This window comes from Gilliamella sp. B2911 (assembly GCF_026536965.1).
In the GTDB taxonomy this organism is placed as follows: domain Bacteria; phylum Pseudomonadota; class Gammaproteobacteria; order Enterobacterales; family Orbaceae; genus Gilliamella; species Gilliamella apicola_E.
Map to the genome: position 1 here is coordinate 115,386 of NZ_JAFNNA010000006.1, position 13,615 is coordinate 129,000.

Consider the following 13,615-nt stretch of genomic DNA (forward strand, 5'->3'; position numbering starts at 1 on the left):
TAAGGATAAATATATGGGTAGTTCAATTATTTTAGGCATATTTTGGCACTTTGTTGGTGCCGCTTCTGCCGCGTGTTTTTACGCACCACTTAAAAAAGTAAAAAATTGGTCATGGGAAACCATGTGGTCAATAGCCGGACTATTTTCATGGATCATATTGCCATGGTCAATTAGTTACTTCTTATTGCCTGACTTTTGGTCTTATTACGGATCGTTTAGTTCAGATATATTAATTCCAGTTTTCTTATTTGGCGCCATGTGGGGAGTAGGTAACATTGGTTACGGACTAACAATGCGTTATTTAGGCATGTCGATGGGCATAGGTATTGCGATTGGCATAACCTTAATCGTTGGTACGCTAATGACGCCAATACTACAAGGTAAATTTGGTGAATTATTGGCTTCAACTGGCGGAAAAATGACATTATTAGGTGTCGTTGTTGCTGTTATTGGTGTCGCTATCGTAACTTATGCGGGTTTATTGAAAGAAAAAACACTCGGAGTACAAGTTGAAGATTTTAATTTAAAGAAAGGACTTCTTCTTGCCATCATGTGTGGTATCTTCTCTGCTGGTATGTCATTTGCCATGAGTGCAGCAGTACCAATGCACGAAAAAGCTGCCGAACTTGGCGTAGACCATCTATACGTAGCTCTCCCAAGCTATGTCATTATTATGGGTGGTGGTGCAATTATTAATCTAGGTTTCTGTATTAGTCGACTCTGCGCTAAAAAAGAACTTTCATTTAAAAAAGATATCTCAGTTGCCAAATCCCTACTTATTAGCAACATACTATTTGCCATTTTAGGTGGCGCAATGTGGTATTTCCAATTCTTCTTCTATGCTTGGGGTCATGCAAATATTCCAACTGAATATGGTTTCATGAGTTGGATGTTACATATGAGTTTCTATGTACTTTGTGGTGGTATTGTTGGATTAGCACTAAAAGAGTGGTTTGGTACTGGCAAAAAACCAGTACGAATACTTTGTATTGGCTGCTTAGTTATCATTGTTGCAGCGAACATTGTTGGTTTAGGCATGACGAATTAAAAGGAAAACATTATGGCTTATAGAATGATTCTAAATGAAACATCTTACTTTGGCGCTGGTTCAATCAGCCACATCGTAGATGAAGTAAAAAAACGGGGTTTTAAAAAAGCATTAGTGGTTACTGACAAAGATTTAATTAAATTCAAAGTAGCAACTAAAGTAACAAAACTATTAGATGACAATGGCTTTGCTTATCAAATATTTGATGAAGTCATGCCAAATCCAACTATTGGTATTGTTCAAAAAGGGGTTGAAGTCTTCAAACAATCGGGTGCCGACTACCTAATTGCAATTGGTGGTGGCTCACCACAAGATACCGCAAAAGCGATCGGTATTATTATCAACAATCCAGAATTTTCTGATGTTCGTAGTCTTGAAGGGGTAGCGCCAACGAAAAAACCAGCAGTACCCACAATCGCTATTCCTACAACAGCAGGTACAGCAGCTGAAGTGACCATTAACTACGTCATTACCGATGAAGAGAAAAAACGTAAATTTGTTTGCGTTGACCCTCACGATATTCCCGTTGTCGCAATCATAGATTCCGATATGATGACAAGTATGCCAGCGAGTTTAAAAGCAGCAACAGGTGTTGATGCCTTAACTCACGCCATTGAAGGTTATATAACCAAAGGCGCTTGGGAACTATCAGACATGTTCCATCTTAAAGCAATAGAAGTCATATCTCGTTCATTACGTGACTCAGTAAAAGGGATTGCAAAAGGTTCTCAAGACATGGCATTAGGCCAATATATTGCTGGCATGGGCTTTTCAAATGTGGGATTAGGTTTAGTTCACGGAATGGCTCACCCACTTGGAGCATTTTATGGAACTCCTCACGGTGTAGCTAATGCGGTACTTTTACCTCATATCATGGCTTACAATGCCGAATTTACTGGTGAAAAATATCGTGATATTGCTAAAGCGATGGGAGTGGCTAAAACAGAACAAATGACGATCGAACAAGCAAGAAAAGCTGCTGTCGATGCTGTTAAACAACTTAACGTAGATGTTGGTATCCCTCCTACATTAAAAGATATTGGCGTAAAACTTGAGGATATCCCTGCGTTAGCTCAAGCTGCTTTTGATGATGTTTGTACCGGAGGCAATCCGCGTGACACTAACGTAAAAGAAATTGAGCAACTATATCATTCTATTTACCAATAAAAAATTGAATGTACACGTGATAATTAAATAGGTTAAATGCAAATTTAACCTAATTCATTAAAAAGGAGCTATTATGATAAGAAAAGCAAGCATAATGCAGGTCCATCCTGACAAACATGCTGAATATAAAAAACGGCATGACGAAATCTTTCCCGAGCTGGTAAAAGAACTAAAAGCCCATGGCGCTCACAATTACTCAATATTTTTAGACAGCAAAAGAAATCTACTTTTTGCTTATGTTGAAATCGAATCAGAAGAGCGATGGGATGCAGTAGCTAAAACAGCAGCTTGTCAAAAATGGTGGGCGTTTATGAAAGATATCATGCCAAGCAACCCAGACAACAGCCCAATTAGTGAATCATTAGCAGAAGTCTTTTATTTAGAATAAAACATTACTCTCTTTTAAAGCCTAAAAGAGAGTAAATTGAATATATTTTTAATCTACCTTCACCTAGCACTTCTTATCATTAAATTTAGCCCGGTACTCTGAAGGCGTTTGATTGGTTTGCTTTTTAAACACTGAGGAAAAATAGTTACTATCATCGTAACCACACTCAGCAGCAATCATACTAATCGAATAGTTAGTATTACGAAGTAAAGACATGGCATCACATAATCGCCTTTTTTGTAAATAACCACTAATGGTCATCCCTGTTTGGCTTTTAAATAAACGACTAAGTGAACGGCTTGCAATATGATTTTCCTTGCAAAAAACATCAACATTAAATGGTGTTGCAATACTGTTATGGAGCGCGGTAAACAATAAATCCAACTGATGAGTAGCAGTCGGCTCCGTTACCTTTGGTGCTTGTTTTATCCGGTCTAACAAAATAACTAATTGCAGAAAAAGTGCCTCAGATAAATGTACGGAGGCTAAATTATTTTTCTTTGATTCGATAGCTAATTTTTCGATAAGAGGAGATAAAAGTTTAAGGTATGAAGGTTGAATTCGCCAAGAACGCTCATTATGTTTGGCTGTCACTTTAGGTAAATAAGACTCGATAGTCGATAATAAAAAAAGTGACTCTCTCAAATATAAAATATTATCCAATTTGAGATCATTAACTGACTCATAACCATGCACATCTTTGGGATTAATATATAAAATATCGCCACTGGTAATTGGATAAATATAATCATTCCAATAATGCAAACCATTACCTGAACAAACAATCACAATTTCATAAAAATCGTGATCATGTAAAGGAAAAGGGTGTTGATGATCACGTTTTTCGACAGTAACAGTATTCATCTTTGAAATAAAATAATCTTGTTTATATAAACGCAAACATCTTTCCATAAACTGTTCCTGACTTACTAGTAAAACAACTAATGATAACCTTTATCTGGGTTATTACGTAATGCTTGTGGCGAAAACGTAAATTCTTGTTTAAAACAGGTAGAAAAATAAGCACTATCATTAAAACCACATTCTTGCGCAATGGTTGTAATAGATTTATTGCTATAAATTAACTGAGTATAAGCATTAGCTAACCGCAACTTTATTAAATATTTTTGAGGCGTGATGCCAATCTCATTTTTCATCTTCCTATGAAAAGAGCGCAATGACAATGAAAATTGTGCCGTTAACTGTTCCCAATCAATTTGCTCCTTAAAATTGATCTGTAACCAACGCAACAACTGCTTAACGCGATTATCAGATGATCCAGAACCTTCATTGACATAAAAATTCTTATTAAAAATAAGTAGTAATTGTAAAAATAAACTTTCCTGTACAGCACTTGATTGATTTTGCGTCAATTGCTTAATAATCGATTGAATATTTTCATCAGATTTTTTATCAAAAAAGTAATGAGAATGAATCGGATCAGGATTTGGAATTAACTGATTTATCCCATTAATAAAATGAAAATTCTCAGGATCTCTAAATAAAATATTGGTCAAATGTAGATTATTAACGTTCTCATACAAATGGCAGTCCGAAGCCTTAATATAAAACATCATACCTGGATATAAATCAAATAGTCGCCCATTTAAAATATGTTTTCCATACCCACTTGTCACAATAACGATTTCATTAAAATTATGCGTATGTTCAGGGTAGACGGGTTGAGGCGCCCGAGGCTCAACGGTGATATTTTGATCGCTAGACGAAAAAAAATCTTTATCAAGTAACATCTCAATCATTTTGAACCTCACTCCTTATAAAAACCTACAACCACATTCTAAAAAGTAAATCGAAATCTCACCTTTAAAATTTGGACAGCTAATATAATATTTTGGCAATAAATTATAGCTATACAGGAATTTTTATTAAAAATGTGCGAAGCTTCACATTTTTTCAAACTACTTTGTTTAAAAAATGAGTGATATAAACAGCTTAATTTTTTTTAAATTTTCATCTTGTTGGAAGTTATTATTTGTGATATTTTTTGCGCACTTAAATTGATTTATGTCAAAAATTGAAGATACTCATATGGAAATCTTAATTGTAATTTTGATTCTTTTAGCGTCACTACTTGTACGATACAATAGAGTGATTACGATTCTCATTAAAACTTTAAAACACAAACCTTTTCCCCAAAATTCTCAAAAAACTGAACAACTGACAGTTGACCAGCAAAATGCATTATCAGCTGGACTTATTATTTCAGAGCAACATATGTTTTGTTGGGATAGCTTAGAAAGCGATGCCCGAAACTCTGGTAAAAAAGAACAGCGATATCGCTTAAGTACAGCTTGGGATGTAACTTCTCCACAAAGTGCTACTGAATGTTTATCCTCTTTTGGATCAGTTCACAAACTCATCGATGTCGCGATTGAAATTTATCTAAACGTTCCTAAAGAGCAGTGGCAAAGTTGTATTGATGACCAAGTTCCAGAAGATTACCGTGATATTATTACAATCTATTGCTCAAGATTAGATCAAGTATCTTCAATGTTAATTGAAAACAAAGTCGCTGAAGACCAAGACGAATTGCGTCAAATTCTACTACGAGGTTCAATTGCATGGGATTTAGGACGCCTAGTTTATATTGCCAGAGCAAGCTATATAGCGGGCTATATTAGCAAAGATCAAGCATGGCAATCGATTAACTCAGTTTTACCAACGGTTAAAGAAAATTTTGTCAATTGGAAAGAATTTGGTCAAAGTTATATGCTAGGTCGTGCTGTGTATCAGCCTGATGATGCATCGCTTCCTGGTCTATTTGATATCTACACTCAAAGCACCACTTCCGAAGAGAGCCCATGGCTCAAATATCCGTTAAATAATTAATTTAATGCTTGTGACAGTGTAAACTGTCACAAGTACTTAAATACTTAATCGTCATTTAAAACCCAACCATATTAAAATTTAGTTAAATTTTCGCTCTTCAGATGGCGTGATACCAAACGTTTTTTTATACAGTGTAGTAAAATGAGTACTATTAACAAAACCACAAAGTAATGATATTTCGGTAATAGTCATATCACTTTCTCTAATCTTTAATCTTGCTGACATTAACCGTAATCGTCTGATGTAATTTTCAGGAGTTAGGCCGGTTGCTTGTTTAATATGCCTAAACATTGTACGTGTTGTTAAATGAAACGTTTGCGCTATATTGTTCCAATCATATTCATCAAAGCAATTTTCTTGAAGATGGTTAAGCAAAAGATGGAGTTTATAGCGGGTATTATTTTGTTGTGACTGACGTTGATATTGCTTAATGATAACAAGCAATTTAAAAAACAGATACTCACGATGCTCAATTGAATTATTTAAATTAAATAACTGATCAATAACAGAATTACACTCTTTACGAATATTAGGCGCTAACCAAATATAAGAACTTAAATCACTTGCGGAGATAGGCCTTAATAGCTCCTCCATATTCTTCAAAAAAGTAAAATTCTGATTGGGATTAATCAAGATATTAGTTAGCTTTAGCGTTCCGAGATCATCATAAAAATGGTAATCATGCCCTCTAACTAAAAAAACATCACCTTGTTGAATAAATAACGGCTTACCATTAATAACATGTAAACCATGACCGTGCTCAACAATCACTAACTCGTCGAACTCATGATTATGCTCGCAACCGTTGTCCTCAGGGTCACTCTTATAAAGGGCTAATTTATCTGATTTATGATTAAAATAAGTGTCAATTTTTAAAGTATACATATTGATTATATCCTTACAACGGTAACTTATTATCAAGGTATCCCGTTAAATAAAAGACAATTTTTATCCGTCATATAAATACAATAAAGTAATTAAACATGAGATAAAAAATAATATTCTTAAAAATGTGAACTTGCTCGGTATAAGCTTTTTAATATTGCCATTTATAAACGCAATCTGGCAGTATCTTAGTGGCTAGCTTTTGTTTTGCATAGCTATACTCCTAAATGTTTTCTATAGGAGAAGAATATGGCACAAGCAATTCAAAAAAATATTGATGCAGTTATGGTAAAAGATAATGCATTTATTCTGAAAGCAAAGCAATTACAACCAAAGATTTATCAAAAAAAGATCTCACCCCAAAAGATTATTTCGCTCATCAATGATCCAAGTGCTATTCATCATTGGTCATCAAAAATAGTGAGTGATGCAAATGATTATCTCAATCAGAGTTTTCATTCAGGTGATAGTTTTATAATTGATTTTGGTCAACACAATGTTGGTTACCTCTCTTTCTTGTGCGAATCTACTGGTAGCCCTCCTGATGCGCCTGCGCATATAAAATTAACATTTGGTGAAACACTGTGTGAAATTGCTGAACCATTCAGTCAATATCAAGGTTGGCTCAGCAAAAGCTGGTTACAACAGCATGATGAATACATTGATATTTTACCCGCTAAAATCAACTTATCTCGACGCTACTGTTTTCGATACTTAAAAATAGATGTTGTCTCACTATCGCCTAAATACCAAATTTTATTTAAAGATATAACTTTTAACACAGTCAGTTCAGCACCAGAACACTGTCTTAGCTATCAATCATCAGATCCGCTATTAGCGAAGATAGATCAAGTCTCCATTCACACGCTTCGAAATTGTATGCAAGACGTATTCGAGGATGGACCGAAAAGAGATAGAAGACTGTGGTTAGGCGATTTACGCTTACAAGCCCTAGTGAACAACGTCACTTTTCAACAGCACGATTTAGTCCGCAGATGCTTATACCTCTTTGCTAGCCATCGTCGGGAAGATGGTCTGGTTTCCTCTAATGTCTTTGTTAAACCTGACATTATTGCTGACGATACGTTCTTATTTGATTACTCACTTCTTTTTGTCGATGTCCTTTACGACTACTTTAATCAAACTAATGATCGACAAACGGTTAAAGAGCTATGGCCGATCGCGTTACAGCAAATTGAAATAAATCTAAAACGTTGTGACGCGCAAGGATTAGTTCAAGATAGTGATGATTGGTGGTCATTTATTGATTGGCACGAAAAACTCAATAAACAAGGCGCTTCTCAAGGTGTTTTAATTTACTGTTTAGACAAAGCATGTCGACTTTCCCAACATTTTCAACCTGATATAACTCAGGCGCTTAACCAAAAATTAGATTTGGTTAAAAAAGCAGCACAAACATTATGGGACGAGCAAGCCGGTTTTTACACCAGCGGCGAACAAAAACAAATTAGTTTCGCCACACAAATTTGGATGGTTTTAGCTGATGTAGGCGATTTAGCTCATCAACAAAAATTATTAACGCAATTAATAACAACTCCACCAGAAATCGGCATGAACACGCCTTACTTACGACATCACTACATCTTAGCCTTGTTCAAAACAGGCATGAAACAACAAGCCATTGATGAGATTAAAGCATATTGGGGAAAAATGGTCGAATTTGGGGCAGACACATTTTGGGAATTGTTTGATCCAAACGACCTTAATTATTCACCGTATGGTAGCAAAATCATCAATAGCTACTGTCATGCTTGGAGTTGCACACCGGCTTGGTTTATTCGACAAAATAAACTTTAACTAAAAATTTATAAGGAATAAAAAAATGGTCAATTCATTATTTTCTCTTTGGCGGCAACGCATAGGTTATGGGATTGCTGACTTATCTTGTAATTTAGTATGGCAATTAATCTCATTATATCTTATGTATTTTTATACGGACGTAATGGCACTACCCGCTTATTATGTCGGTCTAATGTTTTTAGTTACCCGGCTGGTTGATGGTGTTGCTGATGTCTTAATGGGCTTAGTTATCGATAATACATCCACACGTTGGGGACGTTGTCGTCCATGGCTATTAATCGGCGCAATACCGTTTGGCATATTGTGTATTTTAGTTTTCTATGTGCCTGATTTTGGAACGACAGGTAAACTAATCTATGCCTTTATCACCTATCTTTGCCTCTCTTTTATCTATACCTTGGTCAACATACCATTTAGTGCAATGTTGCCATTTTTAACTGCGGATTCATTAGAAAGAACAACCTTATCTTCAGTAAGAATTTTATTAGGTTCCTTAGGTTCAACGATTGTTGCAGTGGCAACATTACCGCTAGTTGCGACATTGGGAAATGGTGATCAAACACATGGCTTTTTATATACCGCTATTGTTTTTGGGATTATTGCGACTTTCTTTCTGATAGTCAGTTTTAAAAATGTTGAGGAAAAAATCACTATACAACAAGAGCGAATGACCTTAACTAGAGCCTGGAAAGGTTTAAAAGACAACAACCCATGGAAAATCTTTGCAACTAACATCTTTCTTATGTGGGGCGCATTCTTTTTACAAACTGGCTCCTTAGTCTATTTCTTCAACTATTACGTACAAAGCGAAAACCTTACCGCAATAATTGCGGGAATATCAACTTTCGTCCCCTTAATTGGCACACTTACCGTACCATTCTTAGCCAATCAGATGAAAAAACGACATGTCTATCTATTTTCAAGCGCTATCAACTTAATTGGTATGGGAATAATGATGTTATCGGGCGTGAATCATCTTGGTCTTATCATCGGCGCGGTTATCTTATCACTCGGTGCTGGGCAACGCCTTGCTATCTATTTTTCAATGCAGGCTGACCCGGTTGATTATGGTGTATGGAAAACCGGTATTAATACAGCCGGAATTTTGACATCAATCAATGGATTCTTTGGCAAAGTGGCGATGGCTGGCGCTGGTGCTATTACCGGTTTTTTACTCTCATCTGGTGGATATGTTGCCAATGCAGTTCAAGAACCAAGTGCGCTTTTTGCAATCAAACTCTGTTACTTATATTTACCTGCCATTTTAATTATTGCCTCGATGATTTGGATAGCTAAGTTCTACAAACTTGATGACAGTTATACTTCAATTCGAGCTGAATTAGATGCCAGAAATCTTAATGATGAACAAAAAGTTTAATCAATTTACATTAAAAGGAAATAACGATGAAATTAAAAATAATAGCTGGAGTCTGCTGTTTCTATTCTATATCCGCATTAGCATCCATTGAATGGCAGACCGAACAAGGAACACTTAAACTTTATGGCGATGTCGAATTTAATATTGATGCTGCAAGCAAAAAAAAGCAGTTAACCTCACTTAGAACATCGGCAAACAAAGACTTTGATGCTAATGACACAGATCAGTGGGATATAAATGGCCGTATTTTATTCGGCTTGGATGGGAAAAGAGAATTAGCGAATCAGAACTATGCAGGATTCTCGGTGCAACCGCTTGCTGACATGGGAGGTAAAGTTAACCTAGATGATGCTAGTTTCTATTTTGGTAAAAAAGATGACTGGCGCCTACGAATTGGTCGCTATGAAGCTTACGACATGTTCCCACTTGGGCAAGATACCTTCATAGAATATTCTGGCAATACTGCCAACGATTTATATAGTGATGGTTTTGGTTACATCTATATGATGAAAGAGGGTAGAGGGCGTAGCAGTAACGGCGGTGCAATCGAATTAACCAAAGAGTTGGGTGATTTGAACTTGCAAGTTAATGCAATGGTAAAAGATGGTACCTCCTTATTTGACCATAGCCGTTATCATGGATATAAATTGCAAAAAGATAAAAACGTCGTTTACTTACGTCCCATCATATCCTACCGAAATAATGATATATCAGCAGCCCTAGCAATGGAGCGTAATGTTGTTAATAACGCTTATGGTTATCATGATATAAACGGCAAATGGCATGATCAGTCAAAACGTAATGGGTATGGCTTAACGATGAGTTGGAATAGTGCAGGTGATTTTGATAAATCTTCTGAGGGATTACTGCTCAATAGCAGCATCTCCTATTTAGATGCCGAACAAGAAAAAGATTTTACCGCGGGTATCAATGGTATTTGGAAAGGTATTGGTCTTGGTTACATCTATGCTGCCAATGATATAAAAGCATTTAATACAAATTATCGAGGTGATGGTGAAATTTATGCTAAAGGCAAATATAAATTACATACTGTCAATGCCTCATACTTAATTTCAAATGTGATGGATATGGATAACTTCAATATCTATTTAGGGACTTACTTATCTAGATTAGAGCGCGATGAAAAACAAGGAGGAGGTAACGATAATCGTTATGGCGCAAGGGTCCGTTTTAAATATTTCTTTTAAATAAGACTAATTAACATTCACCCCAAGTAAAAATAATACGCACTTTACTTGGGGAATTCTAAAAAGAGTCATTTCTTAAAAAAACACAAAAAACACCAAATTATCAATAATAAAAACCGGAATCAAAATCCCGATTGACCACTTCATATAACCAAAAAAGCTAGGCATATTGATTTTATTTTGGTCCGCAATGCTTTTAACCATAAAGTTAGGGGCATTACCAATATAACTTAAAGCGCCCATAAATACCGAGCCCATTGAAATAGCCAGTAAAGTGCTTTCAAACGTCGTCATTAGGCTACTAGCGTTACCCGAAGCAAGATTGAAAAAGACCAGATAAGTTGGTGCATTATCTAAAAATCCGGATAGCAATCCTGATAACCAAAAATACATACTATTTATTGGCGCACCTTGGTCATTAGTCACCAATGAAATGACCGAAGCCAACGCACCATCATTACCCGCACGTAAAATCGCCAGCACAGGCACAATAGTAATAAAAATCCCAATAAATAACTTAGCAACCTCTTTTATCGGCTCCCAATTAAATTCGTTGCCTGCTCGAACTTGTTTTGGGGTAATCATTATTGAAATTATCGTAATCGCAATAAAAAGACCATCACGAACTAAATTTTGTAATGCGATTTGTGAACCTAAAATAGTAAAACTTATCGATGAATGCCACACACCAGACAAAATCACGCTAGCAATAATAGCCAATAATAATACAAGATTATTTAGACCATATAACTTAACAGGCTTAGCACTAATTGGATTGCTATTCACACCATACTGCTTAACGTAATAGTAATGATCGATAAAATAATAAATAATTAACAATAACCCTGATGTAAACACAACAGGCAACAGCATATGCTTAACTGTCCAGAAAAAATCGACACCTTTTAAAAAACCAATAAATAACGGTGGATCGCCTAAAGGCGTTAATCCACCGCCAATATTGGCAACTAAAAAGATAAAAAATATTACCGTGTGTACAGCATACTGTCGTTGACGATTAGCTCGAAGTAGTGGACGAATCATCAACATCGCAGCGCCAGTTGTTCCCATAATTGAAGCAAGCACAACGCCAATCATCAGTAAAATAACGTTGAATTTTGGTGTGCTGATTTTATCACTCTTAATCAGAATGCCACCGGAAACCGTAAACAAAGCCAAAAGTAATAATATAAAAGGAATATACTCCTGAACAATGGCGTGTACTGTTAGTTCAATTGTTGTCGTTAAACCAAATGAAACCAGCGCAAATCCCAAAAATAATAACGTCCAAACGGCAACAACTTTACCGTAGTGATAATGCCATAATCGGGCTAAAAATAGTGGACATAAAGCAATCGACAACAAAATTCCAACGAAAGGGATCACCCAAAGTAATGATAACGCCTGTCCATGAAACTCACTCGCATAGGAATCAAAAGACATAAGCACTAAACTCAAAAAAGGGAATATCAAAAACTTTTTTAGATTTTTCATTGTATTATCGGTTGGATTTAAAGCGGATGATTATAACAAATTCAAAATTAATTTTCGAATCATCCACAATCGTATAACTTAACGATTATAAAAAAAGTTGAGGAGCGGGGTTTTTGAAGCATAAAATCTCTCGCTATTTTCACAAATATGCTCAAAAACGTTATAATAGTGATTAATTCTCTATGTTGGATCATCCATGCAATCAATCAAAAAAACAGCTTTACACCACCGCAATAAACACATTAATGGTTATCCATTTGATTTACTTATCAAAACATTGAACGAACTATCTAATTTTGTAAAGCCTAATCAATATGGACGGTTAACGATTGATTTTGCTGATCCTACTGCGGTCAAAATGCTAAATAAAGCACTATTATTGCACTATTATCAACTTTCGTATTGGGACATTCCTGACAACTATCTATGTCCGCCAATCCCGGGGAGAGCAGATTATATACACTATCTTGCCGATCTGTTAGCGCAAGATAACCAAATTCCTACAGGTAAACAGGTTCGCATTTTAGATATTGGGGTTGGGGCGAATATTATTTATCCAATTATTGGTTGTGCAGAGTATGGTTGGTCATTTGTTGGTAGTGATATCAATCCAACATCAATAAAAGTTGCTTCATTGATAGCACAATCTAATGATCTATTAAAAAACACATTACAATGTCGCTTACAACCTGACAACGAAGCTATTTTTGAAAATATCATTCAACCTAAAGAATTTTACCTAGCCACCCTATGCAATCCACCTTTTCACGCCTCCGAACAAGAAGCACATGCAAGTGCTTACACTAAACTTAAAAAGTTGGGAAAAGTAAATTCAACGAAAGATAATCTCATCCTCAACTTTGGTGGACAACACGCTGAACTCTGGTGCAAAGGGGGCGAAAGTGCATTTATCACTAGAATGATAAAAGAGAGTACCAAATACAAAACGCAATGCCTGTGGTTTACCTCATTGGTATCGAAAAAAGAGACGCTAAGCAAAATAAAAAAACAACTAAAAGTGGCAACTGAATATAAAATTGTCTCTATGGCTCAAGGACAAAAAATTAGCCGTTTTGTTGCGTGGACGTTTTTTGATCAAGAAGAGCGAAAAATGATAATAAAAAAAGTTGAGGAGCGGGGTTTTGAGGTGTTAAATTTCACTTAAAAACTTTTAAATGATCACAATCACGAATTTAAACACTAAAATATAATTCTTGAGGATCAATTGCTCTAATTTTAAAGATTTGCAATTGCAATATATTTAAATAAAACAGTAATTAACCAAGTATAATTTAGATCCTTTTTAGATCCTATTTACAAAAGTTAACGTAAATGAGCGAAAAAAAGTGTTGCATCGTGTTTTTCCAATCACTATA

12 protein-coding genes are annotated in these 13,615 nt (G+C 35.6%); 8 read left to right on the forward strand and 4 right to left on the reverse strand.

Annotated elements, in window-relative coordinates; all coding sequences use genetic code 11:
- Positions 1-13: 13 nt before the first annotated feature.
- From rhaT to rhaM, 3 genes are all read left to right on the forward strand, one after another.
- On the forward strand, positions 14-1,048 hold the full coding sequence (rhaT, locus tag J3U27_RS07135; protein WP_065562549.1) for an L-rhamnose/proton symporter RhaT: 1,035 nt from the start codon (positions 14-16) through the stop codon (positions 1,046-1,048).
- Positions 1,049-1,060: 12 nt separating this feature from the next.
- The gene (fucO, locus tag J3U27_RS07140; RefSeq protein WP_065562548.1) at positions 1,061-2,215 is read left to right on the forward strand and encodes a lactaldehyde reductase; all 1,155 of its coding nucleotides are present in this window, start codon (positions 1,061-1,063) and stop codon (positions 2,213-2,215) included.
- A 73-nt stretch (positions 2,216-2,288) separates the two neighbouring features.
- The gene (gene rhaM, locus J3U27_RS07145) at positions 2,289-2,603 is read left to right on the forward strand and encodes an L-rhamnose mutarotase (RefSeq protein ID WP_065562547.1); all 315 of its coding nucleotides are present in this window, start codon (positions 2,289-2,291) and stop codon (positions 2,601-2,603) included.
- 63 nt (positions 2,604-2,666) lie between these two features.
- Here rhaM and J3U27_RS07150 read toward each other — a convergent pair whose 3' ends face one another.
- Positions 2,667-3,515: a helix-turn-helix domain-containing protein gene (locus tag J3U27_RS07150; RefSeq protein ID WP_065562546.1), complete on the reverse strand. Its 849-nt coding sequence runs from the start codon at positions 3,513-3,515 to the stop codon at positions 2,667-2,669.
- A gap of 29 nt (positions 3,516-3,544) precedes the next feature.
- A complete protein-coding gene (gene rhaS, locus J3U27_RS07155) occupies positions 3,545-4,363 on the reverse strand; it encodes an HTH-type transcriptional activator RhaS (RefSeq protein WP_081303373.1) in 819 nt (272 codons plus the stop codon).
- A gap of 289 nt (positions 4,364-4,652) precedes the next feature.
- Here rhaS and J3U27_RS07160 point away from each other — a divergent pair, with 289 nt between their 5' ends.
- On the forward strand, positions 4,653-5,453 hold the full coding sequence (locus J3U27_RS07160; RefSeq protein WP_267330206.1) for a DUF1266 domain-containing protein: 801 nt from the start codon (positions 4,653-4,655) through the stop codon (positions 5,451-5,453).
- A gap of 78 nt (positions 5,454-5,531) precedes the next feature.
- Here J3U27_RS07160 and J3U27_RS07165 read toward each other — a convergent pair whose 3' ends face one another.
- Positions 5,532-6,338, reverse strand: coding sequence for a helix-turn-helix domain-containing protein (locus tag J3U27_RS07165; RefSeq protein ID WP_065734585.1), 807 nt, complete (start codon positions 6,336-6,338; stop codon positions 5,532-5,534).
- A 249-nt stretch (positions 6,339-6,587) separates the two neighbouring features.
- Here J3U27_RS07165 and J3U27_RS07170 point away from each other — a divergent pair, with 249 nt between their 5' ends.
- Genes J3U27_RS07170 through J3U27_RS07180 form a run of 3 tightly spaced genes read left to right on the forward strand, consistent with a single transcriptional unit; the run spans position 6,588 to position 10,745 of the window.
- Positions 6,588-8,156: a hypothetical protein gene (locus tag J3U27_RS07170; protein ID WP_267377146.1), complete on the forward strand. Its 1,569-nt coding sequence runs from the start codon at positions 6,588-6,590 to the stop codon at positions 8,154-8,156.
- A 25-nt stretch (positions 8,157-8,181) separates the two neighbouring features.
- Positions 8,182-9,537 (forward strand): MFS transporter, encoded by a 1,356-nt coding sequence (locus tag J3U27_RS07175; protein WP_267331367.1) that lies wholly within the window; start codon positions 8,182-8,184, stop codon positions 9,535-9,537.
- 26 nt (positions 9,538-9,563) lie between these two features.
- The gene (locus J3U27_RS07180) at positions 9,564-10,745 is read left to right on the forward strand and encodes a carbohydrate porin (protein WP_267377147.1); all 1,182 of its coding nucleotides are present in this window, start codon (positions 9,564-9,566) and stop codon (positions 10,743-10,745) included.
- A 75-nt stretch (positions 10,746-10,820) separates the two neighbouring features.
- On the opposite strand, the gene J3U27_RS07185 is transcribed toward J3U27_RS07180, so the two are convergent.
- A complete protein-coding gene (locus tag J3U27_RS07185) occupies positions 10,821-12,188 on the reverse strand; it encodes a sodium:proton antiporter (protein ID WP_267377148.1) in 1,368 nt (455 codons plus the stop codon).
- 247 nt (positions 12,189-12,435) lie between these two features.
- On the opposite strand from J3U27_RS07185, the gene rlmF reads away from it, so the two are divergent.
- Positions 12,436-13,404 (forward strand): 23S rRNA (adenine(1618)-N(6))-methyltransferase RlmF, encoded by a 969-nt coding sequence (gene rlmF / locus J3U27_RS07190; RefSeq protein WP_267377150.1) that lies wholly within the window; start codon positions 12,436-12,438, stop codon positions 13,402-13,404.
- Positions 13,405-13,615 lie beyond the last annotated feature (211 nt).

What these genes read in the sequence shown, in the direction of transcription:
- rhaT (WP_065562549.1), top strand. Translation starts at nt 14, where the DNA reads ATGGGTAGTTCAATTATTTTAGGCATATTTTGGCACTTTGTTGGTGCC.
- fucO (WP_065562548.1), top strand. Translation starts at nt 1,061, where the DNA reads ATGGCTTATAGAATGATTCTAAATGAAACATCTTACTTTGGCGCTGGT.
- rhaM (WP_065562547.1), top strand. Translation starts at nt 2,289, where the DNA reads ATGATAAGAAAAGCAAGCATAATGCAGGTCCATCCTGACAAACATGCT.
- J3U27_RS07150 (WP_065562546.1), bottom strand. Translation starts at nt 3,515, where the DNA reads ATGGAAAGATGTTTGCGTTTATATAAACAAGATTATTTTATTTCAAAG.
- rhaS (WP_081303373.1), bottom strand. Translation starts at nt 4,363, where the DNA reads ATGATTGAGATGTTACTTGATAAAGATTTTTTTTCGTCTAGCGATCAA.
- J3U27_RS07160 (WP_267330206.1), top strand. Translation starts at nt 4,653, where the DNA reads ATGGAAATCTTAATTGTAATTTTGATTCTTTTAGCGTCACTACTTGTA.
- J3U27_RS07165 (WP_065734585.1), bottom strand. Translation starts at nt 6,338, where the DNA reads ATGTATACTTTAAAAATTGACACTTATTTTAATCATAAATCAGATAAA.
- J3U27_RS07170 (WP_267377146.1), top strand. Translation starts at nt 6,588, where the DNA reads ATGGCACAAGCAATTCAAAAAAATATTGATGCAGTTATGGTAAAAGAT.
- J3U27_RS07175 (WP_267331367.1), top strand. Translation starts at nt 8,182, where the DNA reads ATGGTCAATTCATTATTTTCTCTTTGGCGGCAACGCATAGGTTATGGG.
- J3U27_RS07180 (WP_267377147.1), top strand. Translation starts at nt 9,564, where the DNA reads ATGAAATTAAAAATAATAGCTGGAGTCTGCTGTTTCTATTCTATATCC.
- J3U27_RS07185 (WP_267377148.1), bottom strand. Translation starts at nt 12,188, where the DNA reads ATGTCTTTTGATTCCTATGCGAGTGAGTTTCATGGACAGGCGTTATCA.
- rlmF (WP_267377150.1), top strand. Translation starts at nt 12,436, where the DNA reads ATGCAATCAATCAAAAAAACAGCTTTACACCACCGCAATAAACACATT.